Annotated in this window: 17 protein-coding genes; 10 read left to right on the top strand and 7 right to left on the bottom strand. The window is 46.7% G+C overall.

Annotated elements, in window-relative coordinates:
• The first annotated feature begins 472 nt into the window (after positions 1 to 472).
• The 8 genes from AWU77_RS15445 (at position 473) to AWU77_RS15410 (ending at position 12,614) form a co-directional block, all read left to right on the top strand.
• Entirely contained in the window at positions 473 to 3,388 is a 2,916-nt protein-coding gene (locus AWU77_RS15445; RefSeq protein ID WP_062065158.1) for a TonB-dependent receptor, read from the top strand.
• Between the two features lie 240 nt (positions 3,389 to 3,628).
• The gene (locus AWU77_RS15440) at positions 3,629 to 4,645 is read left to right on the top strand and encodes a cupin-like domain-containing protein (protein ID WP_062065154.1); all 1,017 of its coding nucleotides are present in this window, start codon (positions 3,629 to 3,631) and stop codon (positions 4,643 to 4,645) included.
• A 117-nt stretch (positions 4,646 to 4,762) separates the two neighbouring features.
• Positions 4,763 to 8,725 carry an ATP-dependent RNA helicase HrpA gene (gene hrpA, locus AWU77_RS15435; RefSeq protein WP_062065151.1) on the top strand — a complete coding sequence of 1,321 codons (3,963 nt, stop codon included), beginning with the start codon at positions 4,763 to 4,765 and terminating at the stop codon, positions 8,723 to 8,725.
• Complete coding sequence (locus tag AWU77_RS20935; RefSeq protein ID WP_307126021.1) at positions 8,712 to 9,242, top strand: hypothetical protein; 531 nt, start codon at positions 8,712 to 8,714, stop codon at positions 9,240 to 9,242. The genes hrpA and AWU77_RS20935 overlap by 14 nt, the downstream gene beginning before the upstream one ends.
• Positions 9,242 to 10,099: a DUF692 domain-containing protein gene (locus AWU77_RS15425; RefSeq protein ID WP_062065148.1), complete on the top strand. Its 858-nt coding sequence runs from the start codon at positions 9,242 to 9,244 to the stop codon at positions 10,097 to 10,099. The genes AWU77_RS20935 and AWU77_RS15425 overlap by 1 nt, the downstream gene beginning before the upstream one ends.
• Positions 10,096 to 10,836 carry a DUF2063 domain-containing protein gene (locus AWU77_RS15420; protein ID WP_062065145.1) on the top strand — a complete coding sequence of 247 codons (741 nt, stop codon included), beginning with the start codon at positions 10,096 to 10,098 and terminating at the stop codon, positions 10,834 to 10,836. The genes AWU77_RS15425 and AWU77_RS15420 overlap by 4 nt, the downstream gene beginning before the upstream one ends.
• A gap of 295 nt (positions 10,837 to 11,131) precedes the next feature.
• On the top strand, positions 11,132 to 12,058 hold the full coding sequence (locus AWU77_RS15415) for a porin (RefSeq protein WP_062065141.1): 927 nt from the start codon (positions 11,132 to 11,134) through the stop codon (positions 12,056 to 12,058).
• Positions 12,059 to 12,167: 109 nt separating this feature from the next.
• Entirely contained in the window at positions 12,168 to 12,614 is a 447-nt protein-coding gene (locus AWU77_RS15410; RefSeq protein ID WP_062065138.1) for a hypothetical protein, read from the top strand.
• 77 nt (positions 12,615 to 12,691) lie between these two features.
• Here the strand turns inward: AWU77_RS15410 and AWU77_RS15405 are convergent, their stop codons facing one another.
• The 3 genes from AWU77_RS15405 to AWU77_RS15395 all read right to left on the bottom strand — a co-directional run bounded on the left by AWU77_RS15405 (position 12,692) and on the right by AWU77_RS15395 (position 18,233).
• Entirely contained in the window at positions 12,692 to 13,417 is a 726-nt protein-coding gene (locus tag AWU77_RS15405; RefSeq protein WP_062065135.1) for a hypothetical protein, read from the bottom strand.
• A gap of 330 nt (positions 13,418 to 13,747) precedes the next feature.
• Positions 13,748 to 16,453, bottom strand: coding sequence for a TonB-dependent receptor domain-containing protein (locus AWU77_RS15400; RefSeq protein WP_062065132.1), 2,706 nt, complete (start codon positions 16,451 to 16,453; stop codon positions 13,748 to 13,750).
• A 106-nt stretch (positions 16,454 to 16,559) separates the two neighbouring features.
• Complete coding sequence (locus tag AWU77_RS15395; protein WP_062065130.1) at positions 16,560 to 18,233, bottom strand: hypothetical protein; 1,674 nt, start codon at positions 18,231 to 18,233, stop codon at positions 16,560 to 16,562.
• Between the two features lie 363 nt (positions 18,234 to 18,596).
• Between AWU77_RS15395 and AWU77_RS15390 the strand changes: the two genes are divergently transcribed.
• On the top strand, positions 18,597 to 19,334 hold the full coding sequence (locus tag AWU77_RS15390) for a VacJ family lipoprotein (protein ID WP_084618477.1): 738 nt from the start codon (positions 18,597 to 18,599) through the stop codon (positions 19,332 to 19,334).
• Positions 19,335 to 19,388: 54 nt separating this feature from the next.
• Here AWU77_RS15390 and AWU77_RS15385 read toward each other — a convergent pair whose 3' ends face one another.
• The 3 genes from AWU77_RS15385 to mutS form a co-directional block, all read right to left on the bottom strand.
• Positions 19,389 to 19,697, bottom strand: coding sequence for a PilZ domain-containing protein (locus AWU77_RS15385; RefSeq protein ID WP_062065124.1), 309 nt, complete (start codon positions 19,695 to 19,697; stop codon positions 19,389 to 19,391).
• Between the two features lie 249 nt (positions 19,698 to 19,946).
• Entirely contained in the window at positions 19,947 to 20,270 is a 324-nt protein-coding gene (gene fdxA / locus AWU77_RS15380; RefSeq protein ID WP_040391760.1) for a ferredoxin FdxA, read from the bottom strand.
• Positions 20,271 to 20,453: 183 nt separating this feature from the next.
• On the bottom strand, positions 20,454 to 23,099 hold the full coding sequence (gene mutS, locus AWU77_RS15375; protein WP_062065122.1) for a DNA mismatch repair protein MutS: 2,646 nt from the start codon (positions 23,097 to 23,099) through the stop codon (positions 20,454 to 20,456).
• A gap of 286 nt (positions 23,100 to 23,385) precedes the next feature.
• On the opposite strand from mutS, the gene hemN reads away from it, so the two are divergent.
• Positions 23,386 to 24,777, top strand: a complete 1,392-nt coding sequence (hemN, locus tag AWU77_RS15370; RefSeq protein ID WP_062065120.1) for an oxygen-independent coproporphyrinogen III oxidase — start codon at positions 23,386 to 23,388, stop codon at positions 24,775 to 24,777.
• Positions 24,778 to 24,922: 145 nt separating this feature from the next.
• Here hemN and AWU77_RS15365 read toward each other — a convergent pair whose 3' ends face one another.
• Entirely contained in the window at positions 24,923 to 26,539 is a 1,617-nt protein-coding gene (locus tag AWU77_RS15365; protein ID WP_062065117.1) for a hypothetical protein, read from the bottom strand.
• Positions 26,540 to 26,701 lie beyond the last annotated feature (162 nt).

Below are 26,701 nucleotides of genomic sequence, written 5' to 3'. Positions count from 1 at the left end.
CACGGACACAGTAATGTTTAATTAAAATGAGAGCCTTCGGGCTCTTTTTTATTGCCTGGAATAAATTGATTGTTGTCTCGTCAAAGAGGTTTTTTTGGTTGAAAGATAACCGTACGACTTGGTTTGTTTTTTCAGAACGCCCGCAAAAAGGATGAGACGGGCGCTAAATTCGATCGGTTTATATTTTGTCTTCATTGGTATATTTTTTGTTAACTTTATGAATTTAAACGGATTTATTGTTGATACGGATAAGTTTTATTTATCTGAACTTCCCACGTTGTAAAAACCTGGGTTACTCGGACGCCTCACTTCTTGCGAACCTGTAAACATGCACTGGGATCTAAGAAATAATTATTTGATCCCGGTAAAAACGACAGCAAGACCAGTAGGGTAACTGGCTAAGGATGCCCCATCGGCGGCAGACCCATAACAGCGAGTTACGATAACAATAAACAGTTCGAGGATTAAGTTCATGCAAACCCCAAACAGTTTTAAAAAGAAGATAATCGCAAGTGCTATAGCTACTTATGCGCTGGCTGGTTTCAGCGGTATGGTTGCAGCACAAGACGGTGCCGTCGAAGAAGTCGTGGTGACGGGTATTCGCGCATCGTTGCAGGCATCGATGGATATCAAACGCTCCGCTGCTGGTGTGGTTGATGCCATTTCTGCAGAAGATATTGGCAAGATGCCAGACACCAACTTGGCTGAATCGCTACAGCGGATTACCGGCGTATCGATTGATCGTGCTGGCGGTGAAGGCTCCAAAGTCACAGTTCGCGGTTTTGGTGCGGATTACAATCTGGTCACCTTGAATGGTCGTGCTATGCCATCCTCAGGGTTTGATTCGCGCTCTTTTGAGTTCGCTGATTTGGCATCTGAAAGTGTGAGTGGTCTTGAAGTATATAAAACGGGCCGAGCGAACGTAGCCAGTGGCGGTATCGGTGCAACAATCAATATCAAAACAGCGCGGCCATTAGATGCTCCAGGTCTTAAGATGACCGTTGGCGCCAAGGGCGTACACGACACCACTGTGCGCGAAGGCGACTCAATCACCCCCGAAATTTCAGGCTTGTTTAGCAATACCTTCGCTGACGATACCATTGGGGTAAGCTTGAGCGGCAGTTACCAAAAACGCGATCAAGGCAACTCCGGCGCATACAGCCAGCAGTGGAATACCAAGGTGTGGGATGCCGCAAACGGTAAAGCCAACATCACATCAAGACCTACAGCGCTGGTCGAAAATGCCCCGGCAGACAAGCAACTCTTCTCTACTCCTATTGACTACCGTTTAACCTTGGGCGATCAAGAGCGCGAGCGTACAAACGGCCAGTTGACGCTGCAATACGCACCGACAGAAAGATTAAAAGCGACTCTGGATTACACCTATTCGGAGCTGGAGTGGCATCAGCAACGTATTGAGCAATCGCTGTGGTTTGTTTCTACTGGCACTCACATCGTGTTTGACGATCAAACAGTTAAAACCCCGGTTTTGATGACTGAATTGATTGATACACCCAAAGACATCAGCTTTGCTCGTCAGGTTCAGGGCAATATCCGCGAGAACAATGCGGTTGGTTTTAATCTTGAATTTGAAGCAACCGATGATTTGAGTTTCGTTTTCGATTATTTCACGGCGGAAGCCACCACCAAAGAATACGATCCACGCGGTAATCTGAACCTGTCTGTTGCGGCGAACGTGGTGAAAGAGCAAACCTTGGAGTGGAACACCGGCTTACCGATTATGAGCGTCATCATTGACGATAGCGTGTCAGGTAACGGCAACGGTGTATTGGATGCTGCTGACATGACCACTACAGCAGGTACTACCAACTACAACTGGGTAGAAAATGATATAGAACAAGCGCGTTTAGACGGTGCGTACAAGTTTGAAAATAGCAGTTTGGAATTTGGTATCGAAAGCCGTACCAATGATTACCTGGGCCGAGCGCGTGGCGACTGTTGTATTGTGTTTGGCGATTGGGGTGGCGCAAATGCCAACGACGTGCCGGACAGCTTCTGGAGTTCCCGCAACTTCCTGAAGGATTTCGATGGCTACAATTTGGGCAATTCGTTCACCCAAGGCATAGATTATGACTTCGATGAAGTTGCACAATGGGTTGAGAGCCAAAATGGCAAGCTGCCTAATTTCCGTGATTTTCCACCGAGTGGTAAGTTCGAAGCTAAACCGCGCATCTCAACGTATCGCGGTATCGAAGAAGAAGTGCAAGCCGCCTACTTGCAATATAAGTTGAGCAATGAAATCGCCGGATTGCCCTACAACCTGTTGGCCGGTGTGCGCTATGAAAAAACCGATGTTACCTCCAGTACCAATGCGGCAAACCCTACCCGTATTCGCTGGACCGGCGACGACGACTTTATTGCTGATGCTTCATCCGAGCTGAGCGCTTTTAGTCGTAAAGCCAGCTACAGCCACACCTTGCCAAGTTTGGATTTCGATATTGATCTGACCGACGACATCAAAGCCCGTGCCTCGGTAAGTGAGACTATTGCGCGCCCAACATACGGCAATCTGCGTGCGGATATAGGTGTAGGCGACTTCCGCAGTTACACCGCTGACCAAGGTAACCCGGGTCTGTTACCGCTAGAATCGCAAAACTTTGATTTGTCTGCAGAGTGGTATTACGGCGAAACCAGCTACGTTTCTGTTGGTTATTACAGAAAGAAAGTAGATAACTTCAACAGCACCCAGGCAATCGACGGCACGCTGTTTGGTTTGCGCGATGTCACCAAAGGCCCGCGTGCAGAAGCGGCGCGTGCACAATTAGCGGCGGCAGGCAATACCACTCCAAGTGCACAACAAGTGTACGATCAAGTGCTGGCAAACCAAGGCGATGTTGGTCCAAACGGAAACGTGATTCCAAACGATCAAGATCCATTGGCGATATGGCATATCAATACGCCGATCAACAACAAACAAGCCACTATCGACGGATTTGAATTTGCCTTTCAACATATGTTTGGTGAGTCAGGTGTTGGTGTATCAGCAAACTACACCACCGTAGATGGCGATATTGCCTACGACAACAACAAGTTGGGCACTCAGTTTGCGCTGGTGGGCATGAGCGACTCTGCAAACGCTGCAGTGTTCTATGAAAACTACGGTGTTGCTGCACGTATTGCCTATAACTGGCGTGACAAGTTCCTTGATACAACTAACCAGTACAACAACGAACCGGGTTACACCGAGGCGTTTGAAACTGTCGATGCAAGTATCAGCTATGACTTTAACGACAATGTTACTGTGTCACTGGAAGCATTGAATTTGTTTGGTGAAGACAAGCGTCGCCACGGCCGCACTGAAGTGCAACTGTGGAACCTTGAAATTCTTGGCCCACGTTATACCTTGGGTGCACGTTATACCTTCTAATTCAACCTAGAAGTGTTTGATAAAAGCCGCTGGAGACAGCGGCTTTTTTATTGCGAAACCAAGTATAAATAACCCTGTGTAGCCCAGGCATCTGTACTGCTATTTTGATTGTCTAGCTGGGGTAATAGCGTGAAGTCATTTAACTCTGATTCAAATCAATTGAGTTTGGGCCTCGATTAATGTTCAAATCTATCCCTCTGCTAATACGTAATCGATCACAAAATAAGCGAAGTAAATTCCATGTTGGCAATTAAGACCCTCGTAGAAGAAGTTCATGGTATAGATCCAAACAACATTCCCCCTGAAATTCTGGCCTCGGAACAGCCTCTTATCCTCAAAGGGCTGGCCAGTCATTGGCCGCTAACCCAAGCAGGCCTGGTCTCTGATGAGGAGGCGATTGCTTACTTAAGATCGTTTTATGAGGATAAAACCGTAGGGGCGTTTTTTGGCGCACCCGAAAACGAAGGCTACTATTTCTATAACGCCGATATGAGCGGCTTGAACTATCGCAGCGAGCGAGCGCGTCTCGACGCAGTTCTGGATGCGATTCTTGCTCATAAAAATGACCCCCAACCGCCGACGTTTTATGTAGGCTCCACCACGGTTGATGTTTGCTTGCCGGGAATGCGCGAGCAAAATAATAATGTGGCTATCCCTTTTCCCGATGCGCTGGTCAGTATTTGGATGGGTAATAAATCCCGTATCGCCTGTCATTATGACGCGCCGGATAACTTGGCCTGCAGCATTGTTGGCAAGCGTCGCTTTACTGTGTTCCCACCGGAGCAGGTAGAAAATTTGTACCCGGGGCCACTGGATTTTAATCCGGCTGGGCAGCAAATCAGCTTGGTTGATTTTGCCAAACCGGATTTTGAAAAATTTCCACGCTTTCGTCTCGCGATGGAGGCGGGGCAGGTGGCCAATCTGGAACCGGGCGATGCTTTGTTTGTGCCTAGTATGTGGTGGCATCACGTCGAAGGCTTGAGCACTTTTAATGTGTTGGTCAATTACTGGTGGCGCAACGTGCCGAAATTTATGGGGCCTGCGATCAACGTGCTGAAACATGCCATGCTCAGCATTCGCGATTTACCTGAAAAAGAAAAAGCCGCTTGGAAAGCCCTGTTTGATTATTACATTTTCAGCGAGCAACCCCATGCAGCGGAAAATATTCCTCCTGCGGCGCAAGGTGTATTGGCACCAATGGATGATTTGCAGGCCCGTCAGCTGCGCGCCTGGTTAATCAATCGCTTGAATCGGTAATTGATCAATCCTAAGTGTTTGAATCTGCGTTAGTCCCCGCTGTATTATCCCCCCGCCTATTTACCGGCGCGATGAATTCGCATCGCGTCGGCTAGCAAGTGCAGCATGCGGGTCGATATGTCAAATATATGGTTAAGTTATAAACAATCCATCGTCGATGTGATGGGGCAAGATAGGCACAAACTGGTGCGCCGTTTGAGTGAAATTGAAAAGCTCGCGCGTGCCGAAAAGCCCTATGATCTTGCATTGGAAAAGTGGCACAGCCAATTGGCGCAGTCACAAGCTGCGGTGGCACGCCGCAAATTGCTGGTGCCCACCGAGATTGAATTTCCCAACTTGCCCGTCTGTGAAAAACGCGACGAGATTGCCCAAATCATTGCCAATAATCAGGTGGTGGTATTAGCGGGTGAAACCGGCTCGGGTAAAACTACCCAAATCCCCAAAATTTGTTTAACTATCGGGCGCGGTGTAAGTGGTTTGATTGGTCACACCCAGCCGCGTCGTATTGCCGCCAATACGGTGGCTAACCGCATTGCCGAAGAATTAAAAACGCCGCTCGGTGAAAAGGTGGGTTATCAAGTTCGTTTTAGCGATCAGTCGAACGAGAACACCCTCATCAAAGTAATGACCGATGGTATTTTGCTGGCCGAAATTCAACATGATCCCTTCTTGAATAAATACGATACGCTCATTATCGACGAAGCCCATGAGCGCAGTTTGAATATCGATTTTTTGCTCGGCTATTTAAAACAACTGTTAAACAAGCGCCCGGATTTAAAATTAATTATCACCTCCGCGACTATCGACCTTGAGCGCTTTTCGCAGCATTTTAATAATGCACCGATTATTGAGGTTTCCGGTCGCACTTATCCGGTAGAGGTCTGGTATCGCCCGCTGTATGAATTTGAAAACAACGATGATAATGAAAATGAACCCGATCAGTACGCCGCAATTGTCGATGCAGTACATGAAATTGAGCTGCACGAAAAAACCGGTTCCGGCGCACGCGGCGGCGACATTCTCATTTTTTTAAGCGGTGAACGTGAAATTCGCGAGGCCGCTGAAGCCTTACGCAAAGCACAATTTGCGCATATGGAAGTGATTCCATTTTATGCGCGGCTGAGTTTGGCGGAGCAGCAAAAAGTATTTGCGCCACATACGGGGCGGCGCATTGTATTGGCGACCAACGTAGCTGAAACCTCAATTACCGTACCGGGCATTCGCTATGTGATCGACCCGGGTTTTGCGCGTATTAGCCGCTATTCCTATCGCACTAAAGTACAGCGTTTGCCGATTGAACCGGTTTCACAGGCCAGCGCTAATCAACGTAAGGGCCGCTGTGGTCGTGTCGCCGAAGGCATTTGTATTCGCTTGTATAGTGAAGAAGATTTTAATTCGCGCCCGGCGTTTACCGATGCAGAAATTCTGCGTACCAATCTTGCGGCAGTTATTTTGCAAATGCTGCAATTGCGTATGGGCGACATACATAAATTCCCCTTTATTGATGCGCCCGATCATCGCTTGATTAGCGATGGTTTTAAATTGTTGGAAGAGTTACACGCGGTAAATAGTAAAAATCAATTGACGCCAGTAGGACAGCAGCTGAGTAAATTGCCGCTTGATCCACGGCTTGCGCGCATGTTGCTCTCGGCGCAGGAGCACGGCTGTGTACGCGAGTTATTAATTATCTCCAGTGCGCTCTCGGTGCAAGATCCACGTGAGCGCCCGGTTGAAAAGCAGCAAGCAGCAGACCAGAGTCATCGCCGTTTTTGGGTAGAGCACACGGACTTTGCTGGTTTTGTAAACCTGTGGGATTATTTTGAAACCCAACGGCAGGCGCTCACGCAAAACCAATTGCGTAAACTTTGTAAAAAAGAATTTCTCTCCTATTTACGTTTGCGCGAGTGGCGCGATGTACACCACCAACTGTGTGTGGCGGTAAAGGACTTGGGTATTCGCGTGAATAGCGAGCCAGCCAATTATGAGTCTATTCACAAAGCTTTGTTGACGGGATTGTTAGGTAACTTGGGGTTTAATCACGAAGAGCGTGAATACTCAGGCGCACGTAATCGCAAATTTTCAATCTTTCCTGGTTCATCGCTCGCGAAAAAAACACCCAAGTGGATTATGGCAGCGGAGCTGATTGAGACTTCTAAATTATTTGCCCATACCGTGGCCAAAATAGAACCCGAGTGGGTGATTGAAGCCGCCGAACATTTGGTGAAACGCCAACATTTTGAGACCCATTACGATAGCCGCAGCGGGCAGGTAATGGTGTTTGAAAAAATCACCCTTTATGGTTTGACCATTGTTGAGAAAAAGTCAGTCAGCTACAGCCATATAGACCCTGCACAGTGCCGCCAGGTATTTATTCGTGCTGCGCTGGTGGAAGGCCAGTATGACCAGCATCCAAAACGCAAAAGTTTGCCCAATAAAAATCCTGCGACAGATTTTTTTGCACATCAACAACAGTTGTTAACTGAACTGGAAGATTTGGAATCCAAAGCTCGCCGCCGCGACATTGTGGTGGATGAGCAAGTCATTTTTGATTTTTACGATGAGCGCATTCCAGACAATATATTCAATCTGGCCGGGTTTGAGGCCTGGCGAAAAAAAATCGAGAAAGACAATCCCAAATTGTTATTTCTCACCCGCGAAACCTTAATGCGCCATGGCGCTGGCGATATTACCCAAGCGCAATTTCCCAATGAATTGGAGTGGCGCGGCATGGTGTTTCCGCTCAGCTACCATTTTGAACCCAATCACGCGTTTGATGGGGTGAGCATTCATGTTCCGATGAGCGTTTTGCATCAGGTGCCAGAACAGCGTTTGGAATGGTTAGTGCCCGGCATGTTGCGCGAAAAATGTATTGGCTTGATTAAATCGCTACCTAAAAATCTGCGCAAACATTTTGTTCCCGTACCGGATGTGGTGGATAAAATTCTCGCAACCCTGGCGCCAGATAATAAACCCTTAACGGAAGCCTTGGGGCTGCAATTAAAACGCTTGACCGGTATCGATGTCCCAAAAGAGGCTTGGCTTGAAACCAACGTGGATGATTACTACCGATTTAATATCCATGTGGTAGATGACAAAGGCAAAATCATTGCTAGCGGTCGCGATTTAACGCCGCTGCGCGAAAAGTATCGCGAGCGCGTGCAACAAAATATCCAATCAGCTGCAACCAATATTGAGCGCGAAGGTATTACCGCGTGGGATTTTGCCGAGCTGCCGCAAGCCATTCAATTGCCGCGTGGCGGTATTAGTATTCGCGCCTATCCGGCACTGGTTGATAAACAGACTTCAGTGGCATTGCAGGTGTTGGACAATCCTATGCAGGCGCTGGATGCAACCCAGCGCGGGCTTGCGCGGTTGGTGTCTTTATCGCTGGCGCAAACAGTAAAGTATTTGCAAAAAGAATTATTAAAAGGGCAAGAGGTCGCGTTGACGTTGGCAGGCATTGGTAACCGCGAACAAGTCGCCAATGATTTAATTATGGCGGCGATCAAACAGCTAGCACTGCCCGAACAGCACAATTTGCCGCGTACACAAGCTGTGTTTGATGAGCGGGTTAATCTGATAAAAGATAAATTAATTGCCTATGCACAAGAGCTGGCCAATCACCTGGTGACGAGCTTGAAGTTATTGGTGGATATCAAAAAACAACTTAAGCAGCAAAAAAATATGCTTATGTTGGCTTTTACTATTAGCGATATTAATCAACAGCTCACGCAATTATTTTACCCGGGCTTGGTGTATAAAACCCCTGCGCAATGGTTGCAGCAATACCCTAAATATATGCGTGGTATTCAGCAGCGCTTGGAAAAAGCGGCGCTCAATCCGCAAAAAGATAAACTGCAACTGGCAGAGGTTGCACCACATTGGCAGCGTTTGGTGGACTATCTAGAGAAGGAGGGCGACTATCGCTTGGCGCAAAATAACGCTTTACTGGATTACCGTTGGTGGATTGAAGAGCTGCGCATTTCCCTTTTTGCACAAACGTTGAAAACCCAAGTTCCGGTATCCGATAAACGTATGGATAAACAATGGGAACAGGCAATGCAGGATGCGCAAAGTTAAAAAGTGTATAGAGCGTGTAACAAAGCTGGTTTTGTTGCGTCTACTTGTTACCATTTGGCGGGATGCCGTTTACCTTTACCGGAAAGTAGAGGTAATCACTGGCTCTGCAGTCTTGGCTATGTTAGTTTTTCACGGGCTTAAAACCCCAACGATATCTAATCCACTGGAGTTAATTATTATGAATAACAAGATTTCTTCTATGTCTGCATTGTTTGGTGCTGCTGTTGTTGCATCGGCTGCTTTGGCTCCTTTAGCATCTGCTGCAGATGTTGGCTTCGCTGCTACTTCATTGAATGCGGGTTATACCTTGGCAGAAAATGATGCTGCAAAATCCGAAGGCGAGCATAAGTGTGGTGAAGCCAAATGCGGCGCCGAGAAAAAAGCCGAAGGTGAACACAAGTGTGGTGAAGCTAAATGCGGTGCAGATAAAAAAGAAGAGAAAAAAGCCGATGCTGAGCACAAGTGTGGTGAAGCTAAATGCGGTGCAGATAAAAAAGAAGAGAAAAAAGCTGAATAATGACCATTCAGTTTACCGCTGTTGACTATACCGCTGCAGTCAGCGGCGCAGGCTTAGGCCTGCGTCGCACCTTGCTCAATACCTTTGAGCAATCTACTCCAGCCGATATTCATTTTATGGAAGTGGCGCCGGAAAATTGGATTAATATTGGCGGCCGCCTCGGTAAAAAATTTCGCGCTTACACTGAACGATTTCCATTTGTTTGTCATGGTTTGTCCTTATCCATTGGTTCGCCAGCGCCGTTAAATACTGAGTTGTTGTTGGCGATTAAACAGTTGATGCGTGAGCATGGCATTCGCTATTACAGTGAACATTTAAGCTATTGCAGCGATCAAGGTCAGCTGTACGATTTGTTGCCGATTCCTTTTACGGAAGAGGCGGTAGATTATGTTGCAGAGCGTATTCAGCGCGCGCAGGATATTCTTGGCCAGCGCATTGCGATGGAAAATTCTTCTTATTATTGCGCCCCGCAACAAGAAATGAGCGAAAGTGAATTTATTAATGCCGTGATCAAAAAGGCGGATTGTGCGCTTTTGCTCGACGTTAATAACATTTACGTTAACAGCATTAATCATCAGTATGACCCCTATGATTTTCTGGCCAGTTTACCCGGAGAGCGTACTGCCTATATCCACATCGCTGGTCACTATAAAGAAGCAGAAGATTTGCGGGTTGATACGCACGGCGCGCCGGTAATTTCGCCAGTGTGGCAATTGCTGGAAAAATCCTATGAGTTGTTTGGGGTGAAGCCTACCTTACTTGAACGGGATTTTAATATTCCTCCGCTGCCTGAACTAATGGATGAGCTGGGTGAGGTAAAGCAGCGCCAGCAGAAATTTTTATCGGTAACAAGATGAAAAGTTTTCAGCAAACCCAATTGCTCTTTGCCAAACACTTGCGTGAGCCAGCGCTGTATCCTGCACCTGCCGATATGGAAGACCGGCGTATGGGAATTTATCGCGAGTTGATTTATAACAATATTGAAAGTTTGATTGCGACTGTATTTCCTGTATTGCGCTCAATTCTGAAGGATCAACAATGGCATGTAATGGTGCGGGATTTTATTCATCGCCATCAGTGTCAGACACCGTATTTTTTGGAAATCAGCGAAGAATTTTTGCGATATCTAGCGCAGGAGCGCGGTTTGCGTGAAGGTGATCCGCCATTTTTGTTGGAGCTTGCGCACTACGAATGGATTGAGTTAGCGCTTGATGTCAGCGAAGAAATAATTCCTGATGCAGGTCGCTTGCCTGATGATCTTATGCTGGCCAAACCTCGCATTTCCCCTTTGGTTGCCAATTTGAGCTATCAGTTTCCGGTACATAAAGTCTCCCCTAATTTTCAGCCTCAAACCGTTACACCGACTCAACTTGTGGTTTATCGCAACCGTACCGATAAGGTCTGTTTTATCCAGGCTAATCCGCTAAGCCAACGGCTCTTGGCCTTGCTGCAATCACACTCGTTATCATTGGATGAAACCCTTGGCCTCATCGCGGAAGAATTACAGCAGCGTTCATATGATGAACTGGCAGGCGATGCTCAAACCTTAATCAAATCATTTTATTCTTCTGGGGTAGTCAGCCACTTTGACTAAATATTGCGCTTTATTGAGTCGCCTAATTGTTCATATATGATGTTTTGATTACCAAAAGCGCAAAATTAGTGCAAAAATTTAGTGAATTTGATCTAAAACCACGTTTAATCACAAAACTCTCTGTTTTTTCTTTATATAATCACCCGCCGATACTTAGAGGGTTGTCATAATTTTGTAATCTTTCGGTCACATAATGGCAATACTACTGAAACACAAGTATCACGATTTCAATAAAACCTGATTCCCCGGTGTCCAGGAACTGAACACTTAAAACACACATCCAGGAGACGACTCCATGAAAAAATCATTATTGGCTTTGGTTATAGCTTCATTGTTGCCAGCGGCTGCATTTGCTGATGTTACTGTTTATGGTAAAGCGAATGTATCGTTGCAAAATGCTGACGAAGAAGTGTCTGGCAGCAAAATCGAATTGGTGAGCAATGCTTCTCGCATTGGTTTGAAAGGCGGTGAGGAAGTAAATTCCAGTTTGAAAGTGATTTACCAATTTGAATACCAAACTGAAGTAGATGATGGCACTAACGGCAGCCAAACTTTTGGTCAACGTAACATCTTTATCGGTTTGCAAGGTTCTGCCGGTACTGTAATGGGCGGCCACTTCGATACTCCCACCAAAGTTGCACAAGAGAAAGTTGACTTGTTCAATGATTTGGAAGGCGACATCAATCAAATTTTTAAAGGCGAAATTCGCGCAAGTAATATCGTTCAGTACGTAACACCTGCTTCATGGGGTGCGTTCACTTCTTCTGTTGCCTATGTAACTAAAGAAGCTGACGGTGTTGATAATGGCGTTTCTGTTTCTGTTGCTTACAACACTCCTGCTTTTTATGCAGCAGTTGCTGTTGATCAAGATGTTGAAGCGGAAGGTGTTGACTTGGTTCGTGCAGTAGCGCGTGTTGTATTTGGCCCAGTACAATTAGGTGTGTTGGCTGAGCAATATGAAAACGACAACACTGGTGCTGATGAAGATGGCGCTTTTGTTTCTGCATTGTGGAATCTGAATGACAAGTGGGCATTGAAAGGTCAGTACGGTTCGTCAGATGTGAAAATGGCTGATGGCGAGAGTGCTAGCATTGGTCTGGATTACAAAATGACTAAAGCTGCCACTTTGTACTCTTACGTAACTAGCGTAGAAAATGACTTGGCATTAGCGGCTGAGCGTGACGATACCTATGTTGGTGTTGGTATCGATTTTAAATTCTAATTCACTAAGTGAACGGGTTTAAAACAACAAAGGGTGCTTCGGCACCCTTTGTTGTTTTAAGTGGAATTTTTTCTAATGATTATGCACCTATAATTGAAGGGAGAAAATGATGAAGCGTTCAATAATCATGATGCTGGGCTTGATGGCTGCAGTTTCTGTATCGGCAAAAGATGATTGCGACCCAGCAGTCGATGCTGCTGACTCAATGAATGTCAATCAACAAGATTGCGATTACAGCGACAAAGGGTTGAATGGGTTTTTGCAAAAAGCCTTTAAAAAAGGTGAAGAGGGTGCGGTACTCGAAACCGGTAGTGCAGAAAAAAATTCTACTGGAAAGGTTCAGCCGGCGCTGGCTAAGGTACAAAAAAGTGACAGCCATTATTTTACATTGAGTGTTGAAGTGGATCAGTGGGCGAATGTACCGCTTGCACGTACGCAGTTGTTTCCCAAAGCCTTAGAGCGATGCGGTAAAGGTTTTGCCGTAACTGGAGAACATTATCGCAGTTTGGCAATGGGTAGAATTGAATTGAGCTTACAGTTTGAATGCGATAATTAACATTTTTGTTAAAAACTATTTTAATTAAAAAGGCCACAAATAATGTGGCCTTTTTTGTTTACCAGAAAACAGTTCAGTTATTTTTGATAATTCACTACGGCAATATAATGCATGGCGGTAGGTTTATCTTGTACAAAACCAGGAATAAACTTTGATTTTTTCAGTGAGCTTTCAATGCTGTCCGCGTCTGCTTTTTTGCGTAGCGCGGCTTCGAGAGTACTTACGGTTTCTACTTTTCCGTTAGCTTCAACGTTAGCCATTACACGGGTCATCTTCCCTTCAGCGAAAAATAATTTGCCATCGCCGCGCTCTTTGCCGGTGTAATTTGCATACCAGTCATTGGTGTCTAAACGTTCTTGCGGCGCAAAATAATGTGTACCATATTGTGCTTGTAGAGTGCCTAAATTTGGCAGCAAAACAATTGGCGCCTGAGTGCCGCCAAGTGAGTAGACAACACGCATTTGCATTCTGACCGGAACGGCTTTGCCGTCGATAGTTGCGGGCTCAAAAGTCGCTGATTTGAGAGCAGATTCAGTAACATTTTGCATAGACACTAACGGGCTATTTTCGTAACAGTTAACGCTGTTAATGTTGCCCGTTGTCATTACATCTGCCTGGCAATAAACCGCAACGGTTTTTACGCCCTCACCAAATGAAGTGGGTAGGGTGATTTGTTTTCCCAGTGTTTCTACCGCGTTGCCGAATTTTGCCGGTGTATAGGCGGTGGCATAGCTCGCAATTGGGGTGATTGCCGCTACTATTAACAGAGAGCGAATGGCTTTTTTAAGGATATTTTTAGTCATAGTGTGTTCCTCGTGAATCATTAAACGGCAATCTTCACCCTTATGGAGCATTGACTTCCGGCTTCATTGTTAGATTAGCACTCGGCTTAGCACATCAATGTGAATAGTTTGTGACAATTTTTGCTTTAAGCAGCGAAAATATAAAAATTTTTGGTTATTTATCGATTTTTATTTCCAAGCCATGTCTTTTTAGTGCAGTAATTATTATTTTTGTTTTATTAGGTGCGTGTGACTGATTGGAGGTGCGCACAAAAAAGCCACCCGAAGGTGGCTTGAACGCTTAATCTTTGACAGAGCTGTATCGTCTTCCTTGAAGTTGGCTCTGTTGTGTTAGTAGGTGTATTTCACGTCTAGGCTGAAGCTGGTTCCTACTTGTTGTTTTAAAATATCTACATTTACACCATTCGAGTTAACTTGTTCAAAAACTCGCTCTTCATTGAGAATGTTGCCGAGTTTGATTTTGGTGGTGACATTGTCGGTCGCGTACCAAGAGTAAGTTAAATCCAGCGAGTTAAATGGTTGTTCATAGGCGTCTTGATGGTTACCTATGTTGCGTGCGGCAAAGAATAGGCGCTCACCAAAAAGGTTATACACTACCGATGCGCTGTGCTTGCCATCCTCAGAGTCAAAACCCAGCTGTGCATTAAGTACATATTCAGATTGACCAGTCATTGGGCGGGTGCTGTTGGTGTAGCCTTGACCTTCTGGCGATATAATTTCTGAATCGCTTAGTGTTAAGTTGGATGAAGCAAAGAATCCTGCGCCCAAATCGCGTAATACTTCCAGTTCCAAGCCGTATATTTCACCGCTCAGTGAGTTTTCAAACGTAAGAATTACGTCATCGTCTGAACCAGGCAGGCGCGTGCTTTCAATAGGATTGGCAATATCTTTATAGAAGAGGGTTGCAGTAAAGTTATTGCCGCTATCGAAAAACCATTCTGCGCGTAGGTCATAGTGCGTCAGTTCTGAAAACTGTAAGCGTGAATTTCCTTTTACTTTCATGCCAAGTTCTGTATCGATGTAAACCACATCGGACATTTCGCGCAGGTCAGGGCGCACAACCGTTTCGCTCGCACTCAAACGAATTTGAAAGGCTTCGGTATTCATAAAGCCTTCGTTCATATATGTGATGGCGAGCGAAGGATACCAGTCATCCTGAGAGAAGCCGTAGCGCTGATCCGGATTGTTGCTAATGTCATCAATAATTTTGACGATGCTGTTACCGGTGTAGTCGAGTAAATCTACAGGCAATAACCCTTGCTTAAAGGTTTCTTTGCGGGCGCCACCGGTAAACCGCCAGGTGTCATCCCACTTGGCGTCGAACATGCCATAGGCACCTTCAACAATTTGTCCGGCCACATAACTCTCGGTACCGAAACCTCCACCCACATTCAATTCAAAATTATTATTGAGATCGGCAATTCGGTCGCTGTTAAGAACATCATTTACGTTGCCGCTAAGCACCGCACTTTGATTGCCAGTCGCATCGATATTGGCGGTGTAGCCATAGTACTCGCGGGATTTTTCGTTGTAATTAAATCCACCTGATAAGGTGAGTTCGAGGCGATCAAATACCAATGGAACTTTGGCATTCCAGCCGTTGCTAATTACGTTGTCTTCCAGATTGAGGAATTCAAAACTGGCCATGGCGGCACGCGGTGATAACTGGGTGCTGATTAGCGCGCCGGTAGCTGGATCAACGGTGTTGTCACCCGATATTGTTACGTGATTGGGAACGTCTGTTTTCACAGTTGAATCTGAATAGAACCAATCAAATACGATAGAGTCCAGCCAGCTACGATTCAATTGGTCGAGCTTGTGTTCACCGGTTAATTGGCCAACTTCCAGCTCGCGATTTTCCAAGCGTGTCTCATAAAATACATATTCGCTACCCTCAGCAAGGGTGTAGTTACTACCATTGAATCCAGTTTTGATACGCGCTTCATCGTGAATGTTTTCGATGTGATAAACACTCGCTTGCAACTTGTGCATATCCTGATAATCAAGGCCTAAATTGGTTGAGATTATCTGACGGGTTTCTTCGCTGGTGCGCTGAGTGATGGAAAACCGGTCTTCCGGTGAGCCTATGTCATGACGTTCCTGGTCTTTATTGCGCCACTTGGTGTCTTGGCCAAAATTAATAATCGCTCCGAAAGTAAGGTCATCGCTCAGATCCCAGCTATTGCCAAGTGCGAGGCTGCCGGAGTAATCCGCAGGTAGTGATTTTTGGTAAATCTCAACATCGCGATTTAACGAAAGCAATAAATCACGGTTTGTTTGCGCCGCGTAAAGATCGCGTTCGCTATTCGATACAGATTGATTGCTGCGCTTGTAAAAATCACCTATGCGCTGCTCACTGAGATTTCCCTGATAAAGATTCAGTGCATTGCGTATTTCCGTTGGCATGTTGTACGTCTCGCCATGGCTGGCGTGCGTCAGGCCGTCGTCGCTCTCTGTATTCATGCCTGAACCAAGTGAAAGACTGAAAACAAATTCGCTCGGTACACCCTTGGTGCGGATGTCTACCGCACCGCCACCAAAGTTGGCTGCCAGTTCGGGAGAGTAGGCTTTTTGTACTTTGAGTGATTCCACGATAGAAGAGGGAATCAAATCCAGTGGAAGTACGTTGCGTGTTAACTCTGGCGATGGGACTGCCGCACCATTTAAGGTGGTACTGGAGTAGCGCTCACCCAAGCTGCGAACATAAACGTATTTACCGTCAAGTAGGGTCACACCAGTAACACGTGTTAACGCAACGGCTACGTTTGAGTCGCCGGTGCGGGAAATTTGGTCGGAGCTCATTAAGTCTGCCGCGAACGCTTCTTCCAGTCGCTCAGTTACAACGGATTGCGCGGCACTTTGCTGGCGGCCAGTTACTAGCATTTCTTCGATTACGGGAGCTTCAATCGGGAGCAGTTCGACTTTAGGAACTTCAATAGTCTGGCTTTCTTGGGCAGAGGCGATTTGGCAAATACCCAATGAAGCAGCGGTGATGGCCAGAAAAAGCTGGCGTCGCTTGGTATTTAATCTTTGCATGGTGAAAAACCTTGTATAAGCAGGCGATAGGGGTAGCTTCTATGAAAGAGGCGCCCGGAGGCGCCTCTTTCGGGGATCACAACAATCAGTAACTGTGTAATCTCAATTAGAGGCCTACAGTCCAGCCAGATACCCAGTCATTGGTTTCAGATGCCGCGCCAATATGGGTTGGGTTTACAAAGAAAGTACTGGTGCCGGTTGCTGGTACTGCACCTGCTTGGAATTTGTCTGCCAGTTTGCTGACATCAAATACTGGGATAGTGATGGCAGCAGTGGTTGCATCGGCAATATTGGCTAAAGTCAGATAAGCCTTGTCATTGGATACCAAGTTTTTCAGCAGGTTAACTGGCAATTGGTTAGCTGCAGTGATTATTTGGTTGTTAGTGTTGGTTGCTGATGCCATCCATGCTGTAGTTGTAAAGCCTGCGTTCGATGGGTCAACTTTAGTCTGTGCAACACCTGCAGTACCGGCAAACAAGTTACTTTTGGCTACTGACCAACCATCTACGGCACCTTTAATAGTTTGCGGGCCTTCAGTGTCATGAAACATGAATAGTGATTTAGAAGCCATTCCGCTGGTATTTGCAGTAACAACGCTGTTGTAGAGTTCAATGAAGAAACCTTCGCGAATCAAAATGCCCAGTGAGTCGCCATCTGGTGATGGAACAGTGCCTTGGTTTTTGGCAATGTTGTTGGTAACGCAGGTAAGGTTGGAAATACGCAATTTAGTCAGTGGTGCTATATCATCTGCACGACCACCGCCAGTATTGTCAGCTTCAACGCAGTGGTTGCCACCCACACCAGTTGGGTGAACAGAGAGTGCAAATTGAATGTTTCCAACATAACCATCGGTAAAGTCAAAAGAGTCATCCGATGTGCCAACGGCAACAATGTGTTTAGCGCTTACTGCACCACCGAACCACTCAAAACCGTCGTCTTGTGCTGAGTAGGCTTGAACATAGTCAATGATAGTTTTTGAACCTACACCGTTAAGTGTGATTGCATTGAGTTCGTTACCTTCAACAACCTTATAACCGGCATGTTTAACGATTACGTACTTCAGAGTACCTGAACTTTCAGCGTTGTTAGCACCACCATAGGTTCCAGGCAAACCTTCTGAAGTGATATGGCAACCGTGAACGTTGTTGGCAGTTGGTAAACGTTGAGTATCGGTACATTTGTTAGTGATACCGTTGCCGTTAATTTGGAGGCCACCCCACAAACCGCGATCAGCAATAGTAGCGGCGTTATCGCGCAGATCTTTTACGCCAGAAAAAATAATTGGCTTGGCTTTGGTGCCTTCAGCGAGAATTTTTGAGCCGCGCGCAATACGTACATAATCTTCGCCGCGTTCAAATGCGATCTTGGCGCCAGCAGCAACTGTCAAAACAGCGCCTTCGCCTTCCTGTGGAATACGCTTGCCTGCTGCGGCTACGTTGCTGTCTACGTCTTCACCAATAAACAAAGCGCCTTGGAAAATATGTACACCGCCATCAGCCAACTCTGGAATAAACAAACTTACTTTAAGTTGCTTGTTGCTTGATGCAAATGAAGTGTTATACACACAGTTTTTGCCATCTTGGGTGCCCTGCAATTTTTGACCATCTTGCTCGTATTGTGCGCAAGGGTTTACCGCAGGGGTAGTTGTTGGGGGGTTGTTTACAGTGGTGTTATTTGAATCTGTGATGCTATTGCTTGGGTTCAGGTTTACATCGCCGCCGCCACAAGCAGCCAGGGTTGCAGCTAATACATTCAATGCAAAAAGATTTTTCAGTTTCATGAGCACACTCTCTTCTCAGTTTCACAGGAGGGGTAAGGAAATCGTGAACGCGTTCTTGCTTTGCGTTAGTGGCGCTATCTTGGGTGACAAATGTGAAACTTAGACGACAGATTAATGAAAGATTTATTTCGATAATGTGGCAGTTTTGTGTCAAAACCTTGTGGGCTGATACTTTAAAATCGATGTAGTAAAGAGGTGGTTAACCCAGATTACGTGTGTTTATTTGTTGCAATCTGTAACTACGGGGAATTGATTGGCCTAAAGTGGGTTGTTCAAGCAGGGGCGATTCGCTAAAGTGCCCGCTCTTGCGCGCATCGTTATATGGGGCGCTTTAATCGCATATTGACTGCGTACAGGGATCATATGAAATCCATTCTTAAGCCTTTAGTGGCTCTGCTATCGCTCGGTTTTGCTGCGCCCTATGTCAGCTTGGCGCAAACCGAACAGAACTCCGACCCGTGGCAAGGGTTTAATCGTGCAATGTTCACCTTTAATGATGCTGTTGATCGCTGGACACTAAAGCCCTTGGCGAAAACCTACAAGTTTGTCATGCCCGACCCTTTGGAGGTTGGTGTAAGCAATATCTTCAACAATGTCTTGGAGGTTCCCAACGCCCTGAATGGTGTATTGCAAGGGGACTTTAAAGGCGCCGCCCACGATACCGGCCGTTTGTTAGTAAATAGCACCATCGGGATTGGCGGTTTGCTGGATGTTGCGCAATATATGAATTTGCCCGCCGATGACCCGGAGGACTTTGGTCAGACACTGGCGGTGTGGGGTGTGGGGCAGGGGCCTTATCTGGTGCTGCCATTGTTAGGTCCCAGCACGTTGCGTGATGGTTTTGGTAAGCCTGTCGATTTTTACACCAATCCGACTGCTTATATCGAGCATGTGCCGACTGAAAATACTGTACGCGCCTTGTCCTTGTTAGATACTCGCGCAGGTTTGCTGGAGTTGGAGAAGAATATTACCGGCGATCGCTATGTGTTTGTGCGCGATGTGTATTTGCAGCGACGTGACTACTTGATTAATAACGGAGACGTTGCCGATGAGTTCGGTACCGAAGATTTCAGCGAAGAGGAGTTTGACGGAGAGTTTTAACCAAACGGCTACTGTAAAGTAGCCGTTGTTGTATTAGGGGGTACATATCCTGCTTTAGGGTAGGATTTGCAGAATCTCCAGCCCAATCACGTAGTCACCGGCTTCGTTGGTAGACACCCGCGCGACTTTAGTTTTTGCTTTTAGCGTCGGGTTATGACCATGGTCGGAGGAAACCTCAACCTCGGCCTCGGTGCCCACAGCAAGGCTCTTTTTGGTCTCGACTTGCAGGCCACCACCACTCAAATCCAGACATAATCCCTCAATAATGTCTTCAGCGGCAGCCAGTTTGGCACTCAACGGTGCACCAATTTTCATCCGGATAAAATCGCGCTTTTCGCTGTAAGGCTTATCGTTAGTCCCCATAGCTTGTTCCTCGTTATTGATTGTGGTGTTGGTTATCGATGCTTGAGTAGCTTTTTCATTTGAGAGCGATAAAAGACTACTGCTTGTGGATATGGTCTGACCCAAACACAACTGAGTGTAGCACAGCCCTTTGAATAGCCAGTGGTCAGTAACGGATTTCTGCGTGCTAATTGCGTGACAAATTCAAGGCGAAAAAAAACCGTGCAGGGCACGGTTTTTAATATATCGGCGAGTTTGGACGCTGCGCAATTAACGCTCAAGGTACTGCAGCTTACCTGGCACACCATCCCATTCTTCTGCGTCTGCAGGCGAATCTTTAATCTCGGTGATATTTGGCCAGACCTGTGCCAATTCGGCATTTAGCTCCAGGAACACGGCTTGATCTTCTGGCAGTTCATCTTCCGAGAAAATAGCGCCTACCGGGCATTCTGGTTCGCACAGGGCGCAGTCAATACACTCATCCGGGTGAATCACCAAAAAATTGGGGCCTTCGTAAAAGCAATCAACCGGGCAGACTTCCACACAGTCTGTGTGCTTACATTTGATGCAATTTTCCCCAACTACAAAAGTCATAGGAGACTCCCACAATTAACTAAATTCGACAGTCAGCGCAGATCACAAGGGCAGCGCCAAAACAAGAGCGCGCATTCTAAACAGCCTACACCCATTTTGGTAGGCTTTAACCGGTTAAAGTCCCTAGAAAAACACCTGTTTTCCCTGCGATAAGCCATTGTTGAGAATGGTTCTTTTTAAATATCACTTACCTTTTGAATAAATCTCTTTTAGACGATACAACTGCTCTAAGGCTTCCCGCGGTGTCAAGTTGTCAGGGTTGATTTTTTTGATGGCATCTAACACTGGGTTAGGCAGTGCATCAAACAAACCGGATTGTGCCGGTGAGTCGATTACGGGAGCAGTTGCAACAGCAATTACGGGGTCTAAAACGGGAGCCGGGTTAGCCGCTAACGCCGGTGCCGATTTAATCGAATGCGGATGTTCGCCATTTTCCAGCAGGTGTAACTGTTGCTGCGCTTCTGCCAACACCTGCGCCGGAATGCCCGCCAGTTTAGCTACCTGCAGACCATAACTTTTGCTCGCTGGCCCTTCCTGAACTTTATGCAAAAACACAATATTGTCTTTGTGCTCCGTTGCATTCAAATGCACGTTGGTGATGCCCGGAACTGTTTCTGGTAGCGTTGTAATTTCAAAATAATGTGTGGCAAACAACGTATAGGCACGTACCTTTTCAGCCAGATGTTTGGCGCAGGCCCAGGCGAGTGAAAGGCCATCGAAGGTACTGGTGCCGCGCCCGATCTCATCCATCAACACCAGGCTGCGCTCGGTGGCGTTGTGCAAAATATTGGCGGTTTCGGTCATCTCCACCATAAACGTAGAACGGCCACCGGCTAAATCATCCGCCGAGCCTATGCGGGTAAAAATGCGATCCACAATGCCAATCGTCGCTTTCTGTGCAGGGACAAAACTGCCGATATGTGCGAGCAGCGTAATTAACGCCGCTTGCCGCATATAAGTCGATTTACCACCCATATTCGGGCCGGTGATGATGAGCATATGGCGCTGCGGATTAAATTGCAGATCATTCGGCACAAAGGGCGCGCTAGTCACTTGCTCAACTACCGGATGACGACCGCCGACAATGTTAATACCGGCACGCAAGGATAATTCCGGTTTGCAAAAACCCAACGCATCAGCGCGTTCGGCGAGCGTGGCGAGCACATCCAGTTCGGCAACGGCTGCAGCGGAGTCTTGCAGCGGAATTAATTGCACATTCAAAATATCAATTAATTCTTCGTAAAGCGCTTTTTCGCGTGCGAGCGCGCGGCTCTGTGCGGAGAGTGCTTTATCTTCAAACTCTTTTAGTTCCGGCGTGATGTAGCGCTCGGCATTTTTTAAAGTCTGGCGACGAATATAATCCGCCGGTGCCTTGTCCGATTGCGCCGAAGTCAGCTCAATAAAATAACCGTGCACCCGGTTGTAGCCGACTTTGAGTGTGGGGATTCCCGTGCGCTCGCGCTCGCGAGTTTCCAAATCAATTAAGTATTGGCCAGCATTAGTACTTATGTTGCGCAGGTCGTCTAACTCAGCATCGTAACCTTCAGCAATCACTCCGCCGTCGCGAATCACTACGGGTGGATTTTCAATAATCGCGCGCGATAACAAATCCACCAATTCAGGAAAAGTAGAAATTTGTTGGGCAAGATTTTTTAACTGCGGCGATTTTTTTGCGGCGAGTTCATTTTGCAATTCGGGGTAGGTGCCAATTGACATCAGCAAGCGCGACAAATCCCGCGGGCGCGCCGAACGCAATGCCAAACGGCCGAGAATGCGTTCCATATCGCCAACACGTTTTAAAATTCCATTAAAAATTTCAAACGCATAATTGTGTTGCAGCTCAGCGATGGCATCTTGCCTGCCGATGAGTAAATCCAAATCGCGCAATGGGCGATTTAACCAGCGGCGCAACAAGCGGCTGCCCATACTGGTCGCGGCGCGATTTAATACGGAAAATAAGGTGTGCTCATCGCCACCGGTTAAGTTGATATCCAATTCCAAATTGCGCCGCGTTGCCGCATCCATAATCACCGCTTCATCGCGGTTTTCATGGGCAAGGCTGCGCACATGGGGCAGGGCGGTGCGCTGGGTTTCGCGCGCGTAACTTAATAAACAACCGGCGGCGCAGAGTGCGGTTTTTAAATGGTCGCAACCAAAACCGGCTAAGTCTTTGGTAGAAAATTGTTGGATGAGCAAACGTTCCGCCGTTTCCAAATCAAATTCCCAGGGGCCGCGACGGCGCAAACCTTTGCGATTCTCCACCAGCGCTGGGTTGGTGATGTGATCGCTGATTAATAACTCTGCCGGACTTAAACGCTGCAATTCACCCAGCGCCGATTCCAGGCCTTCCACTTCCAACACCAAAAAGCGGCCGCTCGCCATATCCAGCGAAGCGATACCAAATGTCTCACCCGCTTGATGCAGTGCCACCAATAGATTATCGCGGCGCGAATCCAGTAAAGCTTCATCGCTTACCGTTCCCGGTGTCACTATGCGCATCACCTTGCGCTCTACGGGTCCCTTGCTGGTAGCCGGATCGCCCACTTGCTCGCACACGGCAACGGAAATGCCTTCTTTGACCAGCTTGGCCAGATAGCCATCCGCCGAGTGAAACGGAATCCCCGCCATAGGAATCGGCTCACCATTGGATTTGCCCCGCGCGGTCAGGGTGATATCCAGAATCTCCGAGGCGCGTTTGGCATCATCAAAAAACAGCTCGTAAAAATCCCCCATGCGATAAAACACAATCTCGTCTTTATGCTGGGCTTTAATGCGCAAATACTGCTGCATCATAGGTGTGTGCTGGTCTGTTGGCTCTATGGTATTCATTGCGGAGAATCTTTTAAGTAATTGATTTTTAATTGAATTTACTTGCCTTTGGCAGGTCTGTGGCTGTCCTGGCGGTAGTCATGGTTGTTATAAATGGCGGGCATTATCCCATAGTCTGAGTGGCTAAGGGCGCGCAAATGTGTGGAAGCTAGCTGGGATGATTACGCGGTTAAATGTTTTGTAACACATGGCGACTTGACGCAAGTCAACGGCATTCAAAATGACGCAGGTATGCTGAAAGATTATTGCGCACAAATAACTCTGACCCAATAACACAAGGTTAGCTATGGCACACTTTCAAGCTCCGCTTAAATGGGATTCCAATCTAATTCGCCAGTACGATTTAACCGGCCCGCGTTATACCTCTTACCCCACAGCACCACAATTTCATGAAAATTTTTCGGCGGTTGATTTTAACGCAGCGGTTGCGCGTAGCAATGCAAGCGGTAGGCCGCTGTCGCTTTATTTTCATATTCCTTTTTGCGATACGCTCTGTTTTTATTGCGGATGCAACAAGGTAGTGACTAATAATAAAGGCCGTGCGCAACCTTATTTGGAGCGTATGGGGCAGGAGATGGCGCTACAGACGGCGCTATTTGATACCGCGCGGCCTGTCACTCAATTGCATTGGGGTGGCGGTACGCCCACATTTATTAGCGATGAAGAAATGACTTGGCTGATGAATGCAACACGTAAGCACTTTACCTTGCTGGATGATGACGCAGGCGAGTACTCCATAGAAATTCATCCGGGGCGCGTATCGGCTAACACTATGGCGCACCTGCGCCAGCTTGGTTTTAATCGTGTCAGTATGGGCGTGCAGGATTTTAATGCCCAGGTGCAAAAAGCAGTTAATCGTTACAACAGTGTTGAAGAGGTCAGTGCGCTGGTAAAAGCGCTAAGGCAGCAGGAATATCATTCAATCAGTATGGATTTAATCTATGGATTGCCCATGCAAACATTGAGCAGTGTTGGCGAAACATTGGATCGAGTGATTGAGCTGTCTCCTGATCGTTTGTCATTATTTAATTATGCACACATGCCGCATCTGTTTAAGAGTCAGGAATTAATTAATCAACAGGATCTTCCATCTGCCGAACAAAAACTCGAACTTTTGTATATGGCGATAGAGCGTTTGCAAAACGCTGGGTATATTTATATCGGGATGGATCATTTTGCCAAACCGGAAGATAGTTTGGTGCAGGCGCAAAGAGCTGGGAAATTGCAGCGCAATTTTCAGGGCTATTCCACGCATGGCGATTGCGATTTGCTGTCTTTTGGCGCCTCTGCAATTAGCGCATTTGGAAATGCCTATATACAAAACGCAAAACGCGTTGAGCCCTATCAACAAGCTATTGATGAAGGCGCTATTCCTTTTATTAAAGGTGTGGTACTCAGCACAGAAGATCTGTTGCGCCAGCGTGTTATCAATCAATTAATTTGTCATTTTGAGTTAAATTTTGCCGCTATCGGAAAGGTATTTGATATTGATGTGCAGCGTCATTTTGCTGCGGAGTTATCGCAATTAAAACCCATGGTTGATGATGGCCTGTTAACAGTTAGTGATACAGGAATAGAAGTGCTAAATGCCGGGCGCTTATTAATTCGCAGAGTTTGCATGGTGTTTGATGCCTACCTCAACAACTCATCCGCGATTCGCTACTCCAAAGTAATTTAATTCAAAATCCCTGCGTTGTTATTGATTATTGTTTCTTTCGCTAGTGTTAATCGCTAGAGTTAAAACAGCACCAACTTCACTTGGCGAAATTGGTCGTGTGATGTTGGTGCTGTTGTGTTAGTGATATGAAAAGAAGCAGCCAGAATTAGGGGTTATAAAATTCACCCTGTTTGCGTAAATAAAAGCCCCAGTTTAATAACACACAAACCAAATAAAATACGGCAAAACCCAGCATTGCATATTCAGGTGTAGCCGCTTTTATTTGCTCACCAAAAACCTGCGGAATATAAAACGCGCCGTAACCTGCAACCGCTGAAGTCCAGCCTAATGCCGGCCCGGCTTGTTCTTTCGGAAAAATATTGGCGATAGAGCAAAAAGTTGAACCATTGCCCATGCCGCTTGCGGCAAATAACCCTAAAAAGACTAAAAAGAAAGGGACAAAATAATGTTCAGGGTGAGCGGATTGATAGGCCAGGCGCATGTAATAAGCTGCTGCCACCGACAAAATTACCATGCTAATCGCACACACTTGGGTGACCAGTGCGCCGCCAAATTTGTCTGATACCCAGCCGCCTACAGGGCGAATAAGCGCGCCAATAAAGGGAGCAATCCAGGCGTAGGTCAATGCACTCGGCGCATTTGGGTTGACCGTGTTGTGAGTCATTACTCCATCAATCGCGACATGACTAAAACCAAATATCACTTGAATCGACAGAGGAAAGGCCGCTGAAAATCCAATAAAGGAGCCAAACGTCATCACATACAACACACTCATGACCCAAGTGTGTTTGTTGTTAAAAATTTTGTATTGCCGATCCAGGCTGGTGCGAATTGTACCCGGCAGTGCTTTCAGTAACATCACGGTGGCAAACAATACCAGTACGAGTGCAAGCTCTTTAGGAATACCAAAACCGGAACCGTTTACACTGGCAGGCATAATTAACCACAGCCCGAATACAGAAGTGGCAAAACCAATTAACATCATGGCAATGATGATGGCAAAAGAGCGCGGTGCCCCACCAGCCAGGTTGGGGGTAACGTCGGCGGTGTTGATATTGTTCATGCCAAACCAAATCGCAAAGGCCAGCGGAATCAGCAGGAGCAACCACACAAAACCGGCATTTTGAATCCAGGTTTCAGTACCGGCTGGAATTGAACCTATGAGTGTGCCGCTTGCAGATTTCAAAATCATCGGGTCGCCGCCCAATGCACCAAAAGCGCCAAAGGTCATAAATAGCGGTACCAGAATTTGCATACTGGTTACTCCAAAATTGCCCAGCCCGGCATTTAGGCCGAGTGCTAATCCCTGTTGTTTGCGCGGGTAAAAAAAACTGATGTTAGACATAGACGCAGCAAAATTACCGCCGCCAATACCCGATAGCAGCGCCATTAATTGGAATACCCAAAAGGGTGTGTTTTGATCCTGCAATGCGAGGCCGGTGCCCACTGCCGGTACCATTAACAAACTGGTTGTTAAAAAAATGGTGTAGCGCCCGCCGCACAGGCGAATAAAAAAACTTGCTGGAATACGGAGTGTCGCCCCGGTTAAACCAGCAATTGCGGCAAGGCTAAATAAATCACCGGCCTGATAAGGAAAGCCAAGGTTTAGCATTTGTACCGTGATAATGCTCCACTGCATCCATACGGCAAAACCACACAATAAACTTGGAATCGAGATCCACAGATTGCGATTTGCAATTGTTCGCCCGCTTGAATCCCAAAAGGCTTGCTGTTCCGGTTCCCATTGTTTTAGATCAGACATGTGAAATCCTCGGTCAAAAAGTTGTTATCGCGCAAAGATCACTATGGCGCTGCACCGCTAGGTAAACTATTCAACCTCAGTGTTAAGTTGTCGTATTAGAGGTGTTAGCTGGCCTACCCAGTTGGGGTAGTTGTGCGCGCTATGCCTACCTACAAATGGGCA

The sequence above is a fragment of the Cellvibrio sp. OA-2007 genome (assembly GCF_000953825.1).
Lineage (GTDB): Bacteria > Pseudomonadota > Gammaproteobacteria > Pseudomonadales > Cellvibrionaceae > Cellvibrio.
The sequence above is the reverse complement of the archived record's forward strand: the minus strand, read 5'-3'. Positions and strand labels throughout refer to the sequence as shown.

Coding starts and splice junctions, on each gene's coding strand:
- AWU77_RS15445 (WP_062065158.1), top strand. CDS start 473: ATGCAAACCCCAAACAGTTTTAAAAAGAAGATAATCGCAAGTGCTATA.
- AWU77_RS15440 (WP_062065154.1), top strand. CDS start 3,629: ATGTTGGCAATTAAGACCCTCGTAGAAGAAGTTCATGGTATAGATCCA.
- hrpA (WP_062065151.1), top strand. CDS start 4,763: ATGTCAAATATATGGTTAAGTTATAAACAATCCATCGTCGATGTGATG.
- AWU77_RS20935 (WP_307126021.1), top strand. CDS start 8,712: ATGCGCAAAGTTAAAAAGTGTATAGAGCGTGTAACAAAGCTGGTTTTG.
- AWU77_RS15425 (WP_062065148.1), top strand. CDS start 9,242: ATGACCATTCAGTTTACCGCTGTTGACTATACCGCTGCAGTCAGCGGC.
- AWU77_RS15420 (WP_062065145.1), top strand. CDS start 10,096: ATGAAAAGTTTTCAGCAAACCCAATTGCTCTTTGCCAAACACTTGCGT.
- AWU77_RS15415 (WP_062065141.1), top strand. CDS start 11,132: ATGAAAAAATCATTATTGGCTTTGGTTATAGCTTCATTGTTGCCAGCG.
- AWU77_RS15410 (WP_062065138.1), top strand. CDS start 12,168: ATGAAGCGTTCAATAATCATGATGCTGGGCTTGATGGCTGCAGTTTCT.
- AWU77_RS15405 (WP_062065135.1), bottom strand. CDS start 13,417: ATGACTAAAAATATCCTTAAAAAAGCCATTCGCTCTCTGTTAATAGTA.
- AWU77_RS15400 (WP_062065132.1), bottom strand. CDS start 16,453: ATGCAAAGATTAAATACCAAGCGACGCCAGCTTTTTCTGGCCATCACC.
- AWU77_RS15395 (WP_062065130.1), bottom strand. CDS start 18,233: ATGAAACTGAAAAATCTTTTTGCATTGAATGTATTAGCTGCAACCCTG.
- AWU77_RS15390 (WP_084618477.1), top strand. CDS start 18,597: ATGAAATCCATTCTTAAGCCTTTAGTGGCTCTGCTATCGCTCGGTTTT.
- AWU77_RS15385 (WP_062065124.1), bottom strand. CDS start 19,697: ATGGGGACTAACGATAAGCCTTACAGCGAAAAGCGCGATTTTATCCGG.
- fdxA (WP_040391760.1), bottom strand. CDS start 20,270: ATGACTTTTGTAGTTGGGGAAAATTGCATCAAATGTAAGCACACAGAC.
- mutS (WP_062065122.1), bottom strand. CDS start 23,099: ATGAATACCATAGAGCCAACAGACCAGCACACACCTATGATGCAGCAG.
- hemN (WP_062065120.1), top strand. CDS start 23,386: ATGGCACACTTTCAAGCTCCGCTTAAATGGGATTCCAATCTAATTCGC.
- AWU77_RS15365 (WP_062065117.1), bottom strand. CDS start 26,539: ATGTCTGATCTAAAACAATGGGAACCGGAACAGCAAGCCTTTTGGGAT.